15 protein-coding genes are annotated in these 20,401 nt (G+C 71.0%); 13 read left to right on the forward strand and 2 right to left on the reverse strand.

Features of this window, described 5'->3' with window-relative positions:
• Positions 1 to 54: 54 nt before the first annotated feature.
• From DEJ28_RS13440 to DEJ28_RS13470, 7 genes are all read left to right on the forward strand, one after another.
• On the forward strand, positions 55 to 246 hold the full coding sequence (locus tag DEJ28_RS13440) for a ferredoxin (RefSeq protein ID WP_111115132.1): 192 nt from the start codon (positions 55 to 57) through the stop codon (positions 244 to 246).
• Between the two features lie 2 nt (positions 247 to 248).
• Positions 249 to 1,340, forward strand: a complete 1,092-nt coding sequence (locus DEJ28_RS13445) for an NAD(P)/FAD-dependent oxidoreductase (RefSeq protein ID WP_220034614.1) — start codon at positions 249 to 251, stop codon at positions 1,338 to 1,340.
• Between the two features lie 32 nt (positions 1,341 to 1,372).
• Positions 1,373 to 2,638, forward strand: a complete 1,266-nt coding sequence (locus DEJ28_RS13450) for a cytochrome P450 (RefSeq protein WP_111115131.1) — start codon at positions 1,373 to 1,375, stop codon at positions 2,636 to 2,638.
• Between the two features lie 124 nt (positions 2,639 to 2,762).
• Positions 2,763 to 4,178, forward strand: a complete 1,416-nt coding sequence (locus DEJ28_RS13455; RefSeq protein ID WP_111115130.1) for an extracellular solute-binding protein — start codon at positions 2,763 to 2,765, stop codon at positions 4,176 to 4,178.
• Entirely contained in the window at positions 4,175 to 5,146 is a 972-nt protein-coding gene (locus DEJ28_RS13460) for a carbohydrate ABC transporter permease (protein WP_220034613.1), read from the forward strand. Before DEJ28_RS13455 ends, DEJ28_RS13460 begins: the two co-directional genes overlap by 4 nt.
• Positions 5,143 to 6,072 carry a carbohydrate ABC transporter permease gene (locus tag DEJ28_RS13465; protein ID WP_111115129.1) on the forward strand — a complete coding sequence of 310 codons (930 nt, stop codon included), beginning with the start codon at positions 5,143 to 5,145 and terminating at the stop codon, positions 6,070 to 6,072. Before DEJ28_RS13460 ends, DEJ28_RS13465 begins: the two co-directional genes overlap by 4 nt.
• 26 nt (positions 6,073 to 6,098) lie before the next feature.
• Positions 6,099 to 8,762, forward strand: coding sequence for an alpha-L-rhamnosidase (locus tag DEJ28_RS13470; protein ID WP_111115128.1), 2,664 nt, complete (start codon positions 6,099 to 6,101; stop codon positions 8,760 to 8,762).
• A gap of 201 nt (positions 8,763 to 8,963) precedes the next feature.
• Here the strand turns inward: DEJ28_RS13470 and DEJ28_RS13475 are convergent, their stop codons facing one another.
• Both DEJ28_RS13475 and DEJ28_RS13480 read right to left on the reverse strand, forming a co-directional pair.
• Positions 8,964 to 9,305, reverse strand: coding sequence for an L-rhamnose mutarotase (locus tag DEJ28_RS13475; RefSeq protein WP_111115127.1), 342 nt, complete (start codon positions 9,303 to 9,305; stop codon positions 8,964 to 8,966).
• Positions 9,306 to 9,361: 56 nt separating this feature from the next.
• The gene (locus DEJ28_RS13480; protein WP_220034612.1) at positions 9,362 to 10,735 is read right to left on the reverse strand and encodes an MFS transporter; all 1,374 of its coding nucleotides are present in this window, start codon (positions 10,733 to 10,735) and stop codon (positions 9,362 to 9,364) included.
• A 445-nt stretch (positions 10,736 to 11,180) separates the two neighbouring features.
• On the opposite strand from DEJ28_RS13480, the gene DEJ28_RS13485 reads away from it, so the two are divergent.
• The 6 genes from DEJ28_RS13485 to DEJ28_RS13510 all read left to right on the forward strand — a co-directional run bounded on the left by DEJ28_RS13485 (position 11,181) and on the right by DEJ28_RS13510 (position 20,314).
• Entirely contained in the window at positions 11,181 to 12,191 is a 1,011-nt protein-coding gene (locus DEJ28_RS13485; protein WP_111115126.1) for a LacI family DNA-binding transcriptional regulator, read from the forward strand.
• 225 nt (positions 12,192 to 12,416) lie between these two features.
• Positions 12,417 to 13,511 carry a LacI family DNA-binding transcriptional regulator gene (locus tag DEJ28_RS13490; protein WP_181433669.1) on the forward strand — a complete coding sequence of 365 codons (1,095 nt, stop codon included), beginning with the start codon at positions 12,417 to 12,419 and terminating at the stop codon, positions 13,509 to 13,511.
• A 1,172-nt stretch (positions 13,512 to 14,683) separates the two neighbouring features.
• Positions 14,684 to 16,006: an ABC transporter substrate-binding protein gene (locus tag DEJ28_RS13495; RefSeq protein ID WP_111115124.1), complete on the forward strand. Its 1,323-nt coding sequence runs from the start codon at positions 14,684 to 14,686 to the stop codon at positions 16,004 to 16,006.
• A 79-nt stretch (positions 16,007 to 16,085) separates the two neighbouring features.
• Complete coding sequence (locus tag DEJ28_RS13500) at positions 16,086 to 16,940, forward strand: carbohydrate ABC transporter permease (protein WP_111115230.1); 855 nt, start codon at positions 16,086 to 16,088, stop codon at positions 16,938 to 16,940.
• 43 nt (positions 16,941 to 16,983) lie between these two features.
• The gene (locus tag DEJ28_RS13505) at positions 16,984 to 17,871 is read left to right on the forward strand and encodes a carbohydrate ABC transporter permease (protein WP_111115229.1); all 888 of its coding nucleotides are present in this window, start codon (positions 16,984 to 16,986) and stop codon (positions 17,869 to 17,871) included.
• A 124-nt stretch (positions 17,872 to 17,995) separates the two neighbouring features.
• Positions 17,996 to 20,314: an alpha-L-rhamnosidase gene (locus tag DEJ28_RS13510; protein WP_111115123.1), complete on the forward strand. Its 2,319-nt coding sequence runs from the start codon at positions 17,996 to 17,998 to the stop codon at positions 20,312 to 20,314.
• Positions 20,315 to 20,401 lie beyond the last annotated feature (87 nt).

Raw genomic sequence — 20,401 nt, forward strand, 5'->3', positions numbered from 1 at the left:
CCGTAGCGTCGTGGCATCCGGTCACCACGACCGGGCGGACCGGAGGAGGCCACCGTGCGGATCATCGCGGACACCAGCGCATGCGTCGGGGCGGGCCAGTGCGCGCTCGTCGCCGGCTCGCTCTTCGACCAGGACGACGACGGCATCGTCGAGCTCCTCGAGGAGCACCCGGACAGCGCGGACGAACCCGCTGCCCGGCGAGCGGCGAGCCTCTGCCCCGCGGGCGCCATCACGATCGAGAACTGATCGTGCACGTCGTCGTGGTCGGCGCCTCGGTCGCCGGCGTCACCCTGGCCGAGGCGCTCCGGTCGGCCGGGCACGCCGGACCGATCACCCTCGTCGGTGCGGAGCCGCACGCCCCGTACGCGCGCCCACCCCTGTCGAAGCAGGTGCTCGACGGCACGTGGGAGCCGGCGCGTACCGCGCTCCGCACCAGGGCGGAGCTCCACGCGCTCGATGTGACGCTCCGGACCGGTGCCGCCGCGACGGCGCTCGACACCGTCCGGCACCAGGTCGTCGTCGACGGAGCCGCCCTGCCGTACGACGTGCTCGTGATCGCCACCGGCACCGAGGCCGTCCGCCCCGAGCTGCCGGGTCGCTCGGTCCACGTCCTGCGCACACTCGACGACGCCGTGACGCTCCGCCGGGCCTGGTCGCGGTCCCGGCACGTGGCCGTGCTCGGTTCCGGGGTCCTCGGCTCCGAGCTCGCGTCGGCCGCACGCGCAGCCGACCGTGCCGTGACGGTGATCGGACGGAGCGGGACGCTGACCTTCGGCACCGTCGGGACGCTCCTGTCCGACCGCCTCGCCGAGCTCCACCGCAGCCACGGGGTGCAGCTCCGACTCACCGCCGGGGCCACCGGAGCGGCGGCGGCGGTCGACGAGTGCGGCGCGGACCTCGTCGTCGCCGCGATCGGCTCCCGGCCGGCGACCGCTTGGCTCGCCGACTCCGGCCTGGCGATCGACGACGGCGTGCTGTGCGACGCGTCGGGGCGGGCGGCGCCGGACGTCTACGCGGTCGGCGACGTCGCGCGCTGGGCCGACGCGAGGACCGGACGCGCCGTGCGGGTCGAACACCAGACGAACGCGATCGAGCAGGCACTCGCGGTCGCAGCGACGATCACCGGTGCGGCGTCGGCCCCGTCGACGCCGTTCTTCTGGTCGGAGGTGCACGGCGTCCGGATCCAGGCGGCCGGGGTCTTCGACGACGCCACTCTGCTCGACCCGTCGGACGAGGACCCGCGGATCCTCCGACAGCGCAGTGGGGTCGTCGGCTGGGGTGCTCCACGGGCCTTCCGGCTCGCCCGAGCCACCCTCGACCGCGTCCCGTCGCCCGCCTGACCGTCCGACCACCACGAGAACCAGGAGCCCCGATGTCCGGCTGCCCGTTCCATCAGACCGCCGCCACGCTCCCCGGCGACGGCACGCCCCTCACCCCGTCCCCGACGATCGCCGCGTGGCGCGAGGCCGCGCCGGCCGTGCCGCTCGAGTTCGACGACGGCCACGTCGGCCTCGTCGTGACGCGGTACGACACGGCGCGGGCGGTCCTCAGCGACCCCCGGTTCAGCCAGCTGCCCCACCGGATGCCACGTGGCCCCGCCGGGAGCGCCGCCGCGTCGGGGCCGGCTCCGGCGGCGGCACCCGCGCCGGCGCCGCCACCGCTCGACGACGCCGCTCGCCGCTCGATCGACGCCGCGAACCTCCTCGCCCTCGACGGCGACGTGCACCAGCGGATGCGCCGTGGGATCACCGCGCGGTTCTCACTCAGACAGGTGCGGTCCCGCGAGCCCGAGGTCGAGCGGCGCGTCGCCCGGCAGCTCGAACACATCCGGCGACTGGGCGGCCCGGTCGACCTCTTCACCGAGTACGCACGGCCCATCGCAGCGCAGACCCACTGCAGCGTGGTCGGCCTCCACGAGGACCTCGTGCCCGAGTTCGTCGCGCACTTCATCGAGCCGAGCAGCACCCAGGCGAAGTTCGACTGCATCCGCCGAGCCGTCGACCGGCGCGCAGCGGACCCGGGCGACGACGTGATCACGGACCTCCTCGCATCGGACTTCACCCGCGTCGAGACCGAGGGGCTGGTCTTCCAGCTCCTGAGCGCCGGGCACGACTCCGTCGCGTACCTCATCGCCACGGCGACGGTCGCGCTGCTCACCCACCCCGAGCAGCTCGCACGACTCCGTGACGATCCCACCCGCATCGCATCGGCGATCGAGGAGTTCATGCGCACCGGCGCGATGTTCCTCACCCTGTTCCCGCGGACGGCGACCGAGGACGTCGAACTCGACGACCTCGTGGTGCCCGCCGGGACGACCGTGTCGGTCTCCCCCGTCGGCGCGAACCGCGATCCCCGCCGCTACGACGATCCCGAGTCGTTCGACGTCGATCGGGACGCGTTCGGCCACCTCGGGTTCGGCTACGGACCACACGGCTGCATCGGGCAGCAGCTCGCCCGACTCGAGATCCGTCAGGCGCTCACGCAGCTCCTGGCCGGCCTCCCGGATCTCCGGCTGGTGGATGCCGAACAGCTCCGACCGATGCCGTTCGCCAACCCGGTCGCCACCTACGACGCCGGTGCGGTCGTCGTGGCGTGGGGTCCGAAAACCGACCGACCATCAATATCTCCATCATTGTGAGATAACCCTGGTGTTCATGACGACGATTGCGTATATTCGTCGCCACCGCCGCTGAAACGATTCACACGAACGCGGCGCTCCCCCTGCACGACCGATCCTCAACGACGACGACCGGAGGCACTCGATGACGAGTCGACCACCACATCCACCCACGAGACCAGCGGCCAGGGACGTCTCCCGCCGAGCGTTCCTCGCCGCCATCGCCGCGGGCGGTGCCGCCATCGGTCTCGCCGGCTGCACCGTGATCAGCGGCGGCGCGGTCGCTGCCGACCAGCAGGGCATCCGCCTCAGCAAGGACCCGGCGCCCGGCCGCGCGCACGTCGTCGAGATGTACAACATCTGGGGCGGCACGCTCGGCAACGCGTGGGTCCTGCTCGCCGAGCTCTACGAGCAGTCGCAGTCGCACACCGGGGTCCGCGTCACCTACGCCCCGTTGTCCGGCAACACGCAGATCCGCCTGCAGACCGCGATCGCGGCGGGCACACCCCCGGACCTCGCGTTCTGCACCCCCGAGGAGTACCCCCAGTTCGCCGGCTACGGCGTCGTCACCCGGCTCGACGGCTACATGCGGAAGGCCGGCCTCACCGAGCAGGACTACGCGCCGGCGGTCTGGAAGCAGATGACGGCGACCGACGGCATCTGGGCGCACCCCGTCCTGGTCGACGTCAACTTCCCGCTGTTCTGGAACAAGCTGGTGTTCGCCGACGCCGGTCTCGACCCGGAGGCACCCCCGAAGACGATCGACGAACTCGACCGTTTCTCCGACGCGATCCTCAAGAAGGACGGTCGTCGGGTCACCCGCATCGGGACGATCCCGTGGGACTACTACGGCTTCAGCAACTCGATGTTCACGCTCGGTTTCGCGTTCGGCGGCAAGTTCATGAGCGACGACAACCAGGTCGCGACCCCCGACGACGACAACATCGTGCAGGGCCTGCAGTGGATGTGCGACTACGCGAAGAAGGTCGGCGGCGCCAGCCAGCTCGCCGTCACCGCGCCGTCGCAGACGCTCCCCTCGATCGCGAGCGGCAACGTCGGCATGGCGCCGATGACGACGACGGACAGTTCGAACGTCTTCAAGCAGGGCGACAAGGCGAAGGTCGAACTCGGCGCGGCGCTCTTCCCCTACGCCGAGGGACTCGGCAAACCCGGTGGTGCGACCTGGCTCGGGGGCTACGACCTGTTCATCCCGAAGGAGTCGACGGAACACGACGCCGCATGGGACTTCCTGCAGTTCGCGACGACCTCCGACGCGGGGACCGAGGCGAACTTCGAGAACGCCACGCTGCTCCCCGGGTACACCGAGTCGCCCGTGCTCGACGAGTTCCGGAAGGACCCCACCGTGGCGGTCTACCGCGAGGGTCTCCTGGCCGCCCGCAACATCCGCCCGACCATCCCGGTCGCCAGCACCTACGCAACCGCGCTCGACGTCGCCGTCAGCAGCGCGATCTACGGCCAGACGACCCCGGAGCGCGCGCTGAAGAGCGTCGCCGCGCAGGTCAACTCGGCCCTCGACGAGTTCCGGAAGGAGCACCCGTGAGCGTCACGCGCAGCATCACGACCCGCGGCCCGAAGCCGAAGGGGACCACCTGGGCGACCCACTGGATCCCCCGAACCCGCGCGCAGCGGCAGACGTTCCTCTGGGGGCTCTTCTTCACCGCGCCCGCGATCATCGGACTCGTCGCCTTCACCGGCGGCCCGATCATCACCAGCGCGGTGAACAGCTTCACGAACGCGAACCTGCTCGGCGGCACACGCCAGTGGGTCGGCTGGGACAACTACCGGACCCTCTTCGCCGACGGACAGTGGTGGCTCTCACTCGGGAACACCCTCTTCATCACCGTGATCTCGGTGCCCCTCGGCATCGCGGTCGCCCTCGGGCTCGCGCTCCTGCTCAACTGGCGGGTCAAGGGCCTCGGGTTCTACCGCGTGGTGTTCTTCGTCCCGTCGATCGTGCCGATCGTCGCCAGCGCGGTGATCTGGGCGTACGTCCTCAACCCCCAGTACGGCGTGATCAACAACGTGCTCGGACTGTTCGGGATCCAGGGACCCGGATGGCTCTCCGACCCGAACTGGTCGAAGCCCGCGCTCATCCTGTTCGGCCTCTGGGGCGTGGGCAACCTCATGGTGATCCTGCTCGCAGGCCTGCAGGGCGTCCCGCAGGACCTCCTCGAGCAGGCCTCCCTCGACGGCGCCGGGGCGTGGCAGCAGTTCCGCAACGTGACCCTGCCGTTCATCAGCCCGCAGTTGCTCTTCGCGACCATCACCGGGCTCATCGCCGGCTTCCAGTACTTCACGCAGGCCTTCGTCATGACGGGCGGGTACGGCGATCCAGCCGGGTCGACCCTGGTGTCGGGCGTCTACCTGTACCAGTCGGCGTTCTACCACTACCAACTCGGATTCTCGAGCGCGGTCGGGTGGGTGCTGTTCATCATCATCGCCGCCGTCTCGGTCCTCGCGTACCGGATCATCGGCCGGCGCGTCTACTACGGAGGTGAGGCGCGATGACCGCCATCCAGAACCCGACCGCCGCGGCGGCCGCAGCCCTCGAACCCGGTCGGGACACCGCACCGAGCAAGCCGGTTCCGCAGCACCGCCGCCGCACCTGGCCGCAGATCGCGGAGTCGATCGCGAAGCACTCGGTCCTCATCGTGCTCAGCGTCGTCTTCCTGATGCCGCTGTTCTGGATGGTGACGGGGGCCTTCAAGACCCAGGCCGACATCGGCGCGTTCCCCGTGAAGTGGTTCCCGGACACCATCACGACGGGCAACTTCGCCTACGGACTCGCGACGTTCCCGCTGCTCCAGTACTTCTGGAACACCCTCGTGATCTGCGTGCCGTCGATGATCGGTGCCGCGCTGTCGAGCGCCATGGTCGGCTACGGCGTCTCCAAGATCCGCTGGCCCTGGCGGAACGGGATCTTCACGATCCTCATCGCGACGATGATGGTGCCGTTCTACGTGACGATGGTCCCGCTGTTCGTGGCGTACCGCGACGTCGGCTGGACCGGGACGTACCTCCCCCTGATCGTCCCGACGTTCTTCGGCATCCCGTTCTTCATCTTCCTGATGCGGCAGTTCTTCCTCGGCATCCCCGAGGCCCTCTCCGACGCTGCACGGATCGACGGAGCCGGTGAGCTGCGGATCTTCATCCAGGTGATCCTGCCGCTCTGCAAGCCGGCCCTCGCCGCCGTGATGCTGTTCCAGTTCCTCGCGTCCTGGAGCGACCTCCTCGGACCGCTCCTCTACCTCACGAAATCGAGCCAGTACACGCTGTCCCTCGGCCTGACGTTCTTCCAGGGCGCACAGGGCGACACCGCGGTCGGACCGCTGATGGCCGTCTCGACGATCATCCTCATCCCGATCGTGGTGCTGTTCTTCTTCGCGCAGAAGACCTTCATCCAGGGCATCACGATGTCCGGCATCAAGGACTGATGACGGGCACGACGAAAGGACCACGCATGACCGACACGACCGACATCGCGACGGCCCGGCGGGTGGCCGGCACCGACCTGGCCGGGAGGCCCGGCTCGGCTCCCACGGACACGCCCGCCCCGACGGGACTCGCCGTCGAACACCTCCGTGACGCCCTCGGGATCGGCGCGGCCGAGCCGCGGCTCTCGTGGCACGTCCCGACCGCGCCCTCCGGGTGGGAACCCGCCCGGGCAGAAGTCGAACTGCTGCACCGATCTGCCGGCGCCGACGGCGGGACCGTCGCCGAGGTGGACGTGTCCGGGGTCCTCGTCCCGTGGCCGTTCGCGCCGTTGACGTCCCGCGAACGCGCCGTGTGGCGCGTCCGCACCACCGGGGTGGACGGCCACGCGACCGACTGGAGCGAGTCCCTGGAGGTCGAGGCGGGCCTCCTGTCCGACACCGACTGGACCGCCTCGTTCGTCGCCGCCCCCTGGCGGGAGAACACGCGCGTCGACCAGGCGCCGCCGATCCTGCGCCGCGAGGTCGCCCTCCGCGGGGACGTCGTCCGCGCACGCCTCGTGGTGGCGAGTCTCGGCCTGCACGAGGTGACCATCGACGGCGAGCGCGTGGGCGACGCCGAACTCGCGCCGGGCTGGACCTCCTTCGGGCACCGCGTCCGCTACCTCGTCCACGACGCCACCCCGCACCTGGCGGGGGGCGCACGGACCGTCGCGCTCGGGGCGCGCCTCGGCGACGGCTGGTACCGCGGCCGCATCACGTGGGACGACCGCGTCCGCAACGTCTACGGCGACCGGCTGGCGCTCATCGCCCAGCTCGAGGTCGAGTACGCCGACGGCTCCTCGGAGACGTTCGGCACCGATGACTCCTGGCGCGCGTCGCGCGGCGGGATCCTGCTCTCCGGGCTCTACGACGGGGAGAAGTGGGACGGCAGGGTCGAACCCGGCGGTTGGCAGGCTGCCGGGTTCGACGACTCCGGCTGGGACGCCGTCGAGGTGCTCGACCGTCCCGCGGCCGCACTCGTACCGTTCGACGGTCCCGTGGTCCGGGTCACCGAGGAGATCGAGCCGGTGTGGTCGCGGCGGTGGGACGCGGGCGCGATCCAGCTCGACTTCGGGCAGAACCTGCCCGGACGTCTTCGGATCCGGAACCACCCCGTCGGACCGTTCGGCGTCACGCTCCGGCACGCCGAGGTGATGCAGGACGACGAGCTCGCCACCCGCCCGCTCCGCACCGCGAAGGCCACCGACGTCTACTACTCCGGCCCCGACGACGACGGCACCGGCAGCTGGGAGCCTCGGTTCACCGTCCACGGGTTCCGGTACGCCGAGGTCGAGGGATGGCCGGTCGAACAGCTGGAGCCGGGCGACGTCGTCGCCGAGGTCATCCACTCGGACATGCGACGGACCGGCTGGTTCCGCTGCTCCGACCCGCGCCTGGAGCAGTTGCACGAGAACGTCGTCTGGTCGATGCGCGGCAACTTCGTCGACGTCCCGACCGACTGCCCCCAGCGCGACGAGCGGCTCGGCTGGACCGGCGACCTGCAGGTGTTCACCCCCACCGCCGCGTTCCTCTACGACTGCGCCGGCGTCGTGCGGTCGTGGCTCCGCGACCTGGCGCTCGAGCAGCGACCGGACGGCGGCGTGCCGTTCTTCGTGCCGACCCTGCCCGACTCCGATCCGGCCGGTCACCACGCGGCCGTCTGGGGCGACGCGGCGACGCTCACGCCGTGGGCGCTCTACCAGGCGTTCGGCGACCGCGGGCTCCTCGAGGACCAGTGGGACTCGGCGAAGGCGTGGGTCGACGGCGTGCTCGCGACGTCGGACGAGCAGCTCGTCCGGTTCGAGGGGTTCGAGTTCGGCGACTGGCTCGACCCGTTGGCACCACCGGAGGACGCGGCTGCGGCCAAGGCCGACCGGTTCTGCCTGGCGACGGCGTACTCGTACCGGTCGACGTCGGTGCTCGCTGCCTGGGCGGCCGTCCTCGGGAACACCGACGAGGCGACGCACTACGCGTCCGTCGCCGAGCGCATCCGGGACGGCTGGCGTGCCCGGTTCCTCTCGCCCGAGGGCACCGTCATCGACGACTCGCAGGCCTCCAGCGCGATCGCGCTCGTGTTCGGCCTCGTCGAGCCCGGCGGCCCGGTCGGTGAACGGCTCGCCGAGCTCGTCCGCGAGAACGGGCACCGGATCGGGACGGGCTTCGCCGGGACCCCGGTCGTCTGCGACGCGTTGCTCCTCGCGGGGAAGCCCGACGACGCCTACGCGATGTTGCTGCAGGACGAGTGCCCCTCGTGGCTGTACCCGCTCACGCAGGGCGCCACGACGATCTGGGAGCGCTGGGACTCGCTGCTGCCGGACGGCCGCGTGAACTCGGGCGGGATGACCTCGTTCAACCACTACGCGCTGGGGTCGGTCGCCGACTTCATGCACCGTGTCGTGGCCGGCATCGCCCCTGCTGCGCCCGGCTACCGTGAGATCCGGTTCGCCCCGCGGCCCGGCGGTGGCCTGACCTCGGCCGGTGCGACGCTCGACACCCCGTACGGGCGGGCGTCGATCGACTGGACGCTGTCCGACGGCACCCTCTCGGTCACGGCCACGGTGCCGGTCGGTGCGACGGCGGTGCTCGACCTGCCGGGAGCCGATCCGGTCCCGCTCGCCCACGGGACGTGGGAGGCGTCCGTCCCCGTGTGAGGCGCGTGGCCGCTCTCGCACCGTGCGAGCCTCGCACCGTGCGAGCCTCGCACGGTGCGAGGGTCGCACCGTGCGAGGGCCGCGGCCCGCGACGTGCGGTGCGAGGTTGCGGATTCCGTGCGCCCCCCAGGGAACCGCACGGAGTCCGCAACCTCGCACCAGAGCGGGGCGGGCACCCGCCCCGCGCCGCGCCGCGCGGCGTCAGTCCGCCGCGGCCGCCAACTGGTCCTCGAGGTTGAACACCTCCGGCAGCACCCGCGCCGTCTGGTCCGCCCGCCCGGAGGCCCCGTCGAACAGGTCCTGCATGTGCGACTCCCACGCGGCAGCGACCTCGGACGCAGCGAGCGACGCATCGGCATCCGCGACGGAGTCCGTCTCGTAGTACCCGATGAGCAGGCCGTCGTCGTCGAGGAACAGCGAGTAGTTCCGCCGCCCCGCCGTCGCGATGGCCCGCAGCATGGCCGGCCACACGGCGGCGTGCCGCTCCCGGTAGGCATCAATGTGCGCAGCCGCCACCTGCAGACGGAAGCAGACGCGTGTCACGTGATCCGTTCCTCCAGGACCTGCCTGGAGGCCCGGATCACGCTGGTCCGCGTCGCTCACCTGCGCGTCCGCTCGCGTCCCGCTCCGCGCCCCTGGTCGCGCAGCGCCTGCTGGCGCGCGGCGTGCTCCTCGGGGGTGCGAACGGTGCCGGTGGTGCTGGTGACGGTGCCGTAGCGCTCGGCCTCGATCGCCTCGAGGGTCTTGCCCCGGGTGTCGGGGGCCCAGATCGTGCCGATCAGGGCCGACAGGGCGAGCAGACCGATGATGAGCCCGCCGAGGCCGCGCAGCCCGATGTCGGACAGGAGCAGCGGGAACCAGATGCTCAGGAGGCCGACCATCACACGGGCCGCGAGGAACAGCACCCCCTGCGCGCTCGCGCGGTACCGGGTGGCGAAGAGCTCGGAGGTCCAGAGGCCGTAGAACGCCTGTGCACCGATGCCCGAGGAGATGCCCCACGCGATCGCGAAGAACAGCAGGGTGCCGAGGTTCGCCGGTGCGTAGATGAGGACGGCCCAGGCGACGATCGCGAGGACCGCGCCGATCGCGTAGAGGAGGCGTCGGCTCATCCGGTCGGCGAAGCGCATGAACCCGAAGTAGGTCGCGGCGACCGTGCAGCCCCAGACCAGGATCTGCAGCCCGTACTGCTCGGGGACGCTCGTGACGCCGGTCGCGGAGTACACGCGCGGCTGGAAGATGCCGGCCTGTCCGGCGACGGTGTTCCAGAGCGCGTAGACGCCGAACAGGAACAGCATCGCGGTGAGGTTCTTGCGCCGGCTGAAGAGCTGCGTGAAGCCGTGGAAGAAGTTCGCGCTGCCGGTGGCCGCGCGCTCGTCCTTCCAGATCGTCGACTCGGGCAGGCCGCGCCGGAGCCACCACACGACCGCGGCGACGACGAACAGGTGCGCGAAGATCAGCCGGCTGCCGAGGAGCCCGAGCGGTGCGGCGGCGATGGCGAGGGCGAACCCGACCATCGGCCCGATCGACCAGGCGAGCTGCGCGGTGCCGACGTGGGCGGCGCGCTTGTCGGCCGGGGCCTGCTCGGCGATGTAGGTCCAGCTGGCGGGGACCCCGGCGCCGACGGCGATGCCGGTCAGGATGAACCCGACGAGGAGCATGCCGTAGCTGCCGGCGAACACCGCGAGCAGGATGCCGAGCATGTAGAGGAGCAGGTCGTACGTGTAGATGAACTTGCGGCCGTAGCGGTCGCAGAGGGGGCCGCCGATGATCGCTCCGGCGGCGGCGCCGAACGCGTTCGCGGACAGGCTCGCGAGGAGCCCGACCTGCAGGTCCCCGATGTGGAACTGCGCCTGCCAGAGACTGAGGCTCGTGGCGATCGCGATGATCGACCCGGACTCGATGTAGTTCGACATGGCGACGGAGATCGTCGCCTTCCAGCCCGTGGTGTTGCGGGCTCCGATACGGACCGCCATTGGTCCTCCGTTCGTGCGTTCGTCGGTGAATCGTTTCAACGGTGCTGCGAGGACAGTACTCGTCGACCGGCACGGAGGGCAAGTCGTGCCCGTGCGGTGGGCCGATCCGCTCGTAGGAGGCCGAATCGCTCGTAGGAGGTCGAATCGCTCGTGGGGGGTCGATCCGCGCGTAGGAGGCAGAATCGCTCGTAGGAGGCCGAAACTTCCGACCTCCTACGCGCGGATCCGCTTCCTATTGCGCGCGCGATGGGAAAGAACAGCCACGAAGCCACCACAGAGCAGCCACGAAGCCACCACGGAACCACCACAGAGCAGCCACGAAGCCACCACGGAACCACCACAGCACCACCACGAACGCGGCCGAACCCCGAAGAACCATCACGAACCACGACGACACCAGCCCCACGGACGCCACGATTCCCCACGCGGGTGCCAGGATGACCCCATGGCAGTGAGCGTTCGTGACGTCGCAGCGCTCGCCGGCGTGTCCCTCGGCACGGTCTCGAACGTGCTGAACCGCCCCGACAAGGTCGCCCCCGGCACCGTCGAGCGGGTACAGTCCGCCATCGCGCAGCTCGGCTTCGTCCGCAACGACTCCGCCCGCCAGCTCCGTGCCGGCCGGAGCTCCACCGTGGGCCTCATCGTGCTCGACGGCGGCAACCCGTTCTTCACCGACGTCGCCCGGGGCGCCGAGGACGCCGCGATGCAGAAGGGTCTCGCCGTCCTCGTCGGCAACTCCGACGAGTCCGTGGACCGCGAGCACACCTACGTCGACCTCTTCGAGGAACGCCGCGTCGCCGGACTCCTCATCTCGCCCGCGGGCGACGACCTCAGCCGACTCGGACGTCTCCGCGACCAGGGCACCGCCGTCGTCCTGGTCGACCGCCGTGCCGACGACGAGCACTTCGCGTCCGTCTCCGTCGACGACGTGGCGGGTGGGCACATCGCGGTGTCGCACCTCGCGACGATCGGTCGGCGTCGGATCGCCTTCGTCGGCGGGCCGTTCGGCATCCGGCAGGTCACCGACCGCCATGCCGGGGCCGTCGCCGCAGCCGCCGGGGCCGGGGTCTCCCTCGAGGTGCTGACGACCGGCTCGCTGTCGGTCCTCGAGGGCCGCCGCATCGGCGAGGAGATCCAGGCGCGCCCGGTGTCGGAGCGGCCGGACGCGGTGTTCGCGGCGAACGACCTGCTCGCCGTCGGGCTCGAGCAGGCGTTCATCATGCGCGGGTCGATCCGGGTGCCGGACGAGATCGCGATCGTGGGCTACGACGACATCGCGTTCGCCGAGGCCGCCGTCGTCCCCCTCACCTCGGTGCGTCAGCCGGCGCAGGACCTCGGGCGGCGGGCGATCGAACTGCTGCTCCTCCAGGTCGAGGAGGGCCAGGGCGTCGAGTCGCTCCACGTCGAGTTCACCCCCGAGCTCGTCGTGCGGCAGTCCACCGTCGCCGAGCGCTGACCCGCAGCGCACGCAGCGCGCAGCGCCCACAGCGCGCAGCGCATGCGCCGCGCGAACGTGCGACGTTTCGCACTGACCGACAGTTCACGCCGGCACGGACCCGTGAACTGTCGCACGGCCCGAAACGGCGACCCACCACCGGACGGGAGGCGCGTGGCGGCCCCGCACCGCGCCTCCAGGCCGTCACGTGTCGGCACCACCGCGCCCGCCACCTACGATCGGAACATGGTGCATGTCCCACGGCGCGACGGACCGCCGAGCGTGCACCACGTCGCCGCTCGCGCGGGCGTGTCGCTCGCGACCGTCTCGAACGTCCTCAACCACCCCGAGCGGGTCGCGGACCGGACCGCCTCCCGGGTGCGCGCCGCGATCGACGAACTCGGGTACACCCCGAACCGCAACGCCCGAGCGCTCGTGTCCGGGAGCACCCGCGCCATCGGCCTCGTCGTCATGTCGCTCCGGAACTCCCTGTTCAGCGACATGGTGAACGGTGCCCAGCTCGAGGCGCGACGGCGTGGGCACGCGCTGCTCATCGCGAGCAGCGAGGACGACCTCGAGGCGCAGGGCGACCACCTCGCGTACCTCGAGAGCACGCGGGTGTCCGGGATCCTCCTCGCCACGATGACGGAGTCCCGCGAGCAGGTCGACCTCACCCGGCGGCACGGGCACCCGGTCGTCTACGTGAACTACGAACCGTCCGAGGTCGAGGCGTGCTCGGTGGTGGTCGACAACGAGCAGGCGGCGTACCTCGCGACGACGCACCTCGTCGAGCGGGGGTGCAAGCGGATCGGTTTCGTCAGCGCCCGTCCCGACCTGCAGCCCGTGAGCCGGCGGCGCGAGGGCGTCCTCCGAGCGATCGCGGAGCACCCCGGCGTGACGCTCGTCGACATCGACGCCGGGGACATCGACCCCGTCGGCGGCACCGACGCCGGAGCCAGGATCGCGCGGATGCCGGTGTCGGAGCGGCCCGACGGGGTGCTCGGGGTGACGGACCTCCTGGCGATGGCGGTCGTCACGGAGCTGCGCGCGTCGGGGCTCCGCGTGCCGGAGGACATCCCCGTCTCGGGCTGCGACCACAACTCCGTGGCGTGGGGTGGAGCCGTCCCCCTCACCTCGGTCACGATGCACGGCGCGGAGATGGGCGCAGCGGCGGTCGGGCTGCTCGTCGACGAGCTGCGGGACCCGCCGGGCGAGCACGTGCACCGCACCGTGCTGATCGGCAGCGAGCTCGTGGCGCGGGAGAGCACGCTCGGTCGGGCTGCCGCGGCGGCGGCCGCGCGGGGCCGGAGGCCGAGCGACCCGAGGTTGCGGGAGAGCTGAGGCGGGGCGGGCGGCGTCGCGGGCCGCGCGCTTGCGCGGGGCCCGCGCGCTTGCGCGGGGCCCGCGCGCTTGCGCGGGGCCCGCGCGCTTGCGCGGGGCTGCGCCCGCGCGCTTGCGCGGGGCTGCGCCCGCGCGCTTGCGCGGGGCTGCGCCCGCGCGCGGCGGCGCAAGCGCGTGCCCCGAGTCTCGGCTGGGCGGACAGTTTCTGGCCAGCAGGACCCGCATTCTGTCCGCCGGCCCGAGACTCGGCCGACGGCCGGACCGGACAGTTCGGCGCACACTGTCGCGTTGGCGGACGCGGCGGCGGCCGCCTTCCGGACGGGAGGCGCGGTGCGGGTGGGTGCCGCGCCTCCAGTCCGGTGGGACGCGAGCCGGCGCCGGGGGCGACGCGGCGCGACTCCACGGGCTGGGCGACAGTTCACGGGTCCGCGCCCCCGAAACCTGTCGCCTGGCGCGAAAACTCGCCACCGCGGCGCGCGGGCGGCCCGAGTCTCGGCTGGGCGGACAGTTTCGAGCCAGTGGGACCCGCATTCTGTCCGCCGGCCCGAGTCTCGGCGGACGGCCGGCGCCGCCCGCCGCCCGGCACCCGCCGGCGACGACGCGGCGCGACTCCACGGGCTGGGCGACAGTTCACGGGTCCTCGCCCCCGAAACCTGTCGCCTGGCGCGAAAACTCGCCACCGCGGCGCGCGGGCGCGGCCCGAGACTCGGCTGGGCGGACAGTTTCGGGCCAGTGGGACCCGCATTCTGTCCGCCGGCCCAAGTCTCGGCGGACGGCCGGACGGCCGGACGGCCGGACGGCCGGACGGCCGCCCGCAGCCGCCGGCGCAGCCGCCGCCGGCGCCGGCAACGACGCGGCGCGACTCCACGGGCTGGGCGACAGTTCACGGGTCGCGCCGGACGAAATGTGTCGGCCGACACGAAATCCCGCCGCCGCGCCGCGCGCAGCGAGCCAGCCCGCGACACGCCGAACGCCACGCCGCCGCACCACGAGTGTGCGCGAGCACGCACTTGCGTAACGAATCCGGACTGGCGATTGACACGCTTCAATCGGCGTGGTTCCATTCCGATTGAAACGTTCTAAACAGCAGCACCGGAGCCCCGCAGCGGAGCGGGATCCGGGTCCGTTTCACCCCGGGGTACCCCGCCCCGGGCCTTACGAGGAGGTAAGGAATGTCAGCTCGCTCCCTGACCACCAGGTTGCTCGCCATCGGCGGCGCCACGGTCCTCATCGGCAGTCTGGCCGCGTGTTCGTCGGGCGGCTCCGCCGACACCGGCAGCGGCGGCGGCAAGGTGCAGATCACCTACCAGGCCGACAACTCGGCCGCCACGGCCGCGACCGCCAAGCCGCTCATCGCCGCGTTCGAGAAGGCCAACCCGGACATCACGGTCAAGTTCGACACCCGCCCCCAGGGCACCGACGGCGACAACCTGGTGAAGACCCAGCTGTCGACCGGCGAGATGGCCGACGTGTTCAACTACAACTCGGGCTCGCTCATGCAGGCCCTCAACCCGGACAACACCCTCGTCGACCTCACCGACCAGAAGTGGGCGAAGGACGTGGACCCCCAGTTCACGAAGGTCGTCAGCACCGACAAGGGCATGTACGGCGCCCCGTTCGGCACCAGCTTCGGCGGCGGCGTCATGTACAACAAGAAGGTCTACGAGAAGCTCGGGCTGAGCGTCCCCACCACCTGGACCGACTTCATCAGCAACAGCGAGAAGATCAAGGCCTCCGGAGTCGACCCGATCATCCAGACCTACGGCGACACCTGGACCAGCCAGCTGTTCGTCCTCGGTGACTTCGCGAACATCACGGCGCAGCAGAAGAACTGGGCCACGCAGTACACGAAGAACAAGGAGTCCTACGCGAAGGACCCGGCCCTCGCCGGGTTCGACCACCTCGCCGAGGTACAGGACAAGGGCCTCGTGAACAAGGACTTCGCGTCCGCCACGCAGGCGAACGGCCTGAAGATGCTCGCCGACGGCACCGGGGCGCAGTACCCGATGCTGACGAACGCGATCTCGACCCTCCAGCAGGACAGCCCGGACGCCGTGAACGACATCGGCGCCTTCGCCCTGCCGGCCGAGGACGCGGACGACACGAACCTGACGATCTGGGAGCCGAACGGCCTCTACATCCCGAAGACGTCGACGGGCGACAAGCTCGCGGCCGCGAAGAAGTTCATCACGTTCGCGAACTCGACCGAGGGCTGCAAGGTGCAGAACGACACCGGGACCCCCGGTGGCCCGTACGTCATCTCGACGTGCTCCCTGCCGGACAGCGTTCCGACGATGATCGGCGACCTGCAGAAGTACCTCGACGACGGCAAGGCATCGCCGGCGCTCGAGTTCCTCTCCCCCATCAAGGGCCCGAACCTCGAGAAGATCTGCGTGCAGGTCGGCTCCGGGATCTCGACGGCCGCAGTCGGTGCCAAGCAGTACGACCAGGACGTCGTGCAGCAGGCGCAGCAGCTCGGCATCAAGGGCTGGTGATCCGGTGACCGCGACCCTCACGACGGCGGTTGCTCCGCCGCAGACCACCAAGGCCGGCCCCGGGCCCGCACGGAAGCGCATGCGCTCGTACTACCCGGCGTGGTTCTTCATCCCGGCGATCGCGCTCTACGTCGTGTTCTTCGCGGTCCCGACCTTCGCGGGGTTCTACTTCTCGCTCACCCGCTGGACGCTGTTCGACCAGACCTTCATCGGTTTCGACAACTTCGTCCGGTTCTTCCAGGACCCGCAGCTCGTCTCCGGGTTCGTGCACACGTTCGAGTACGGGTTCGTGACGAGCGCGGCGAAGGTGGTCATCGGACTCGCCCTCGCCCTGCTCCTCACGAGCCCCGTGCTCGGGCGCGGGTACCTCCGAGCGGTGGTGTTCTTCCCCGTGCTGGTGTCGACCATCGGCATCGGCATCACGTTCAAGGCGCTGATGGACCCGTTCCACGGGATCATCAACTCGGTGCTGGGAGGAATGGGCCTCCCCACGCCGGGGTGGCTGACCGACCCGGCCCTCGCCCTCTGGAGCGTCGCCGCGGTGGACGTCTGGAAGGGCGTCGGCATCGCGACGCTCATCTTCATCGCCGGCATCGTGGCGATCCCGCAGGAGTACTTCGAGGCGGCCCGGGTCGACGGCGCGAGCGCGTGGTCGATCTTCCGGAACATCACGCTGCCGCTGTCCCGTCCGGCGATGGGGACGGTCATCATCCTGTCGCTCATCGGCGGTCTGCGGTCGTTCGACCTCATCTGGGCGATGACCGGCGGCGGGCCGGGCTTCACCAGTGACGTCATCGCGAGTGTGATCTACAAGCAGTACCAGGCCGGGTTCTACGGGCTGTCGACCGCGGGCAACGTCGTGTTGTTCATCGTCGTGACGGCGATCATGGTCCCGATCTCCTGGCTCATCAACCGCAAGGAGGCGGACCTGTGAGCACACCGCGCATCAACCGCAAGGAGGCGGACCTGTGACCGCGATCACCAGCCCCCGACGGGCCGCCGGCCGCGCGCCGGCCCCCGCCCCCCACGGCCGCCGCCGGCAGACCACCCGCAAGTGGATCATCGGCGCGATCGCCATCGTCGTCAGCTTCGTCGTGTTCCTGGTGCCGTTCCTCTTCGTCCTGCTGCAGGCGGCGAAGTCCCCGGCCGAGGCGAACCAGCTCGGCTTCACCCTGCCGGCCCAGTGGCAGCTGTGGCAGAACCTCGTCGCGGTGATGCAGACTGGCGACGGCGGGATCCTCCGGTCGTTCGTGAACAGCGCCGTCCTCACCGTGGGGAGCGTCATCATCATGGTGGTGTTCTCGGCGATGGTCGGCTACGTCCTGCAACGGCGGCCGAGCAAGTGGAACGGCCTGATCAACTTCTTCGTCCTCGCGGGCCTCATCGTGCCGCCGGCGATCGTGCCGACGATCTGGGTGCTGCAGGGCCTCAACCTGTTCAAGACGATGGGCGGGATGATCCTCATCGAGGCCACGTTCGGCCTGTCGTTCTGCATCCTGCTCTTCCGGGCGTTCGTGGCGACGATCCCGAAGGAGCTCGACGAGGCAGCGGTGCTCGACGGTGCCGGTCCGATCCGCCTGTTCTTCGGCGTGGTCCTGCCGCTCCTCAAGCCGGTGATCATCACGGTGGTGCTGGTGCAGTCGGTGACGGTCTTCAACGACTTCACGAACCCGTTGTACTTCCTGCCCGGGTCCGAGAACGCGACCGTCCAGCAGACGCTGTACTCGTTCCAGAGCCAGTCCGTCAGTCAGCTCAACCTGCTGTTCACGGACGTGCTGCTCATCACGATCCCGCCGCTCATCCTCTACATCTTCTTCAACCGTCAGATCGTCGCCGGCATGACCAGCGGCGCCGTCAAGGGCTGACGCCCGACCACCTTCCTGGAGGCGCGGCTCGCCTCCGCCGGGTCACCCCGCCCCCGCAGGGCGGCCCGGTCCACGATCCCTGCTCCGGTCGACGACGACCGGTCGCGTGAAAGGACCACACCACATGACCACCTGGACCGCATCGTTCATCGCGAGCGACGACGACCTCGGGAGCGCACCGATCCTGCGCCGGGAGTTCACCCTCGACGACGGCCACGGCCCGGTCACGAGTGCGACCCTCGACCTCAGCGCGCTCGGCGTCGTCGAGGGCTGGCTCGGCGCACAGCGTGTCTCCGACCACCTGCTCGAACCGGGGTGGACGAGCTACGAGTGGCGCATCCGCGTCGCCTCGCACGACGTGACGTCGCACCTGGCCGGCACCGAGCCCGGCGGGGCCGCGGTCCTCGCGCTCGTCGTCGGCAACGGGTGGGCCGCCGGTCGGCTCGCCTGGGGCGGCGGTGGCGGCTGGTACACGGACGAGCGGGCCGGGTTCGCCGAGCTCCGCATCACGTTCGCGGACGGCCACGAGCAGCGCGTCGTGACGGACTCGGCGTGGCAGGCCCTGTCGAGTGCGATCACCGCCGACCAGCTGTACGACGGTGAGGACATCGACGCGCGGCTCCGCGACGGGTCGTTCCTGACGCCGGGACCCGTGACCACGCCGAGCGTCGACGGACACGAGGGCCGCACGAGCACCGTGCACACCGTCGACATCGGCGAGCGCGCACTCGTCGCGGACACGGTGCCGCCGGTCCGGCCCCTCGCCGAGATCGCGCCCGTCGAGGTCTGGACGAGCCCCTCGGGTGCGACGCTCATCGACTTCGGCGTGAACCTGGTCGGCTGGCTCCGCGTCGTCGCGTCCGGTCCGGCCGGCACCGTGCTGACACTCAAGCACGCCGAGGTCCTCGAGCACGACGAGCTCGGCACGCGCCCCTTGCGCACCGCGAAGGCGACGGACCACTTCACCCTGAGCGGCGGCGACGGACCCGACACGTTCGAACCCCGCTTCACCTTCCACGGCTTCCGCTACGCGCAGGTCGACGGCTGGCTCGGCACCCCCGACGAACTCCGCACGGCGATCACCGCCGTGCAGGTCGGCTCCGACCTCACCCGGACGGGTACGTTCGCGTCGAGCCACGACCTGCTCAACACCTTCCACGACAACGTCATCCGGGGCATGCAGGGCAACTTCCTCAGCGTCCCGACGGACTGCCCGCAGCGCGACGAACGCCTCGGCTGGACGGGCGACATCGCCGCGTTCGCCCCGACGGCGTCGTACCTGTTCGACACGAGGACGTTCCTCGGCGACTGGCTCCGTGACGTGTGGCTCGAGCAGCAGCACGCCGACGGCGTCATCCCGTTCGTGGTCCCCGACGTGCTGAAGTACTCCCCCGCCGAGGACTTCGGCAAGCCCGACGCCACCGCCATCTGGTCGGACGCCGGTGTCTGGGTCCCGTGGACGCTGTACCAGGCGTACGGCGACACCGCCGTCCTCGAGGAGCAGTTCGACTCGATGGCCGCGCACCTCCGCCGGATCCGCGACCACCTGTCCCCGGAGGACCTCTGGGACACGGTGTTCCAGTTCGGTGACTGGCTCGACCCCGACGCCCCGCCGGAGGCACCCGCGGACGCGAAGGCCGACAAGGGCGTCGTCGCGACGATCTGCGCCTTCCGGTCCGCGACGATCGTGGCGGAGGCGGCGGAGCTCCTGGGCGGCCACGAGACGGAGGCGGCCGAGTTCCGGGAACTCGCCGCGCGCCTCCAGGCCGGGTTCCGGACCCACTACCTGCTGGACGACGGCCGGATCCTGTCGGACGCGACCACCGTGTACACGCTCGCGATCGTGTTCGAGATCCTCGACGCCGAGGAGGAGGCGAAGGCGGGCGACCGTCTCGCCGAGCTGGCCGCGCAGTCCGGGTACCGGATCTCGACGGGCTTCGCGGGGACGCCGTTCATCACGGACGCGCTGACGCAGACCGGCCACCTGTCGGACGCGTACGAGTTGCTGCTGCAGACCGAGTGCCCCTCGTGGCTGTACCCGGTGACGATGGGCGCGACGACCGTGTGGGAGCGCTGGGACTCGATGCTGCCGGACGGCACCATCAACCCGGGTGAGATGACCTCGTTCAACCACTACGCGCTCGGTGCCGTGGCGGACTGGATGCACAGGGTGGTGGGTGGTCTCGCGCCGCTGACCCCCGGGTACGAGCAGGTGCTCATCGCGCCGCAGCCGGGCGGTGGCCTGACGTGGGCGTCGACCTCGCTCGACACGGTGCACGGACACGTGGCCGTGCGGTGGGAGCTCGTCGACGGCGAACTCGTCGTGCACGCGTCGGTACCCGATGGCGTCACCGCCGTCGTGCGGCTGCCCGGTCTCGCCGAGCAGCAGCTGTCGGGAGGCACGCACGAGCTCCGCGCGCCGGCTGCGGTCCCCGCGGCGTAGCGGCGGCCGCGGGGCGGGCGCGGGTGTCGCGTCCGCGCCCGGCGCCCGCCTTCCCCGCGCCGGACGTCGCGCACGGGTTGCACCCCC

The organism is Curtobacterium sp. MCPF17_002, assembly GCF_003234115.2.
Lineage (GTDB): Bacteria > Actinomycetota > Actinomycetes > Actinomycetales > Microbacteriaceae > Curtobacterium.

Excerpts from the sequence above, each read along its gene's own strand:
- DEJ28_RS13495 (WP_111115124.1), top strand. The coding sequence starts at position 14,684 with ATGTCAGCTCGCTCCCTGACCACCAGGTTGCTCGCCATCGGCGGCGCC.
- DEJ28_RS13480 (WP_220034612.1), bottom strand. The coding sequence starts at position 10,735 with ATGGCGGTCCGTATCGGAGCCCGCAACACCACGGGCTGGAAGGCGACG.
- DEJ28_RS13465 (WP_111115129.1), top strand. The coding sequence starts at position 5,143 with ATGACCGCCATCCAGAACCCGACCGCCGCGGCGGCCGCAGCCCTCGAA.
- DEJ28_RS13490 (WP_181433669.1), top strand. The coding sequence starts at position 12,417 with ATGGTGCATGTCCCACGGCGCGACGGACCGCCGAGCGTGCACCACGTC.
- DEJ28_RS13470 (WP_111115128.1), top strand. The coding sequence starts at position 6,099 with ATGACCGACACGACCGACATCGCGACGGCCCGGCGGGTGGCCGGCACC.
- DEJ28_RS13500 (WP_111115230.1), top strand. The coding sequence starts at position 16,086 with ATGCGCTCGTACTACCCGGCGTGGTTCTTCATCCCGGCGATCGCGCTC.
- DEJ28_RS13485 (WP_111115126.1), top strand. The coding sequence starts at position 11,181 with ATGGCAGTGAGCGTTCGTGACGTCGCAGCGCTCGCCGGCGTGTCCCTC.
- DEJ28_RS13455 (WP_111115130.1), top strand. The coding sequence starts at position 2,763 with ATGACGAGTCGACCACCACATCCACCCACGAGACCAGCGGCCAGGGAC.
- DEJ28_RS13510 (WP_111115123.1), top strand. The coding sequence starts at position 17,996 with ATGACCACCTGGACCGCATCGTTCATCGCGAGCGACGACGACCTCGGG.
- DEJ28_RS13450 (WP_111115131.1), top strand. The coding sequence starts at position 1,373 with ATGTCCGGCTGCCCGTTCCATCAGACCGCCGCCACGCTCCCCGGCGAC.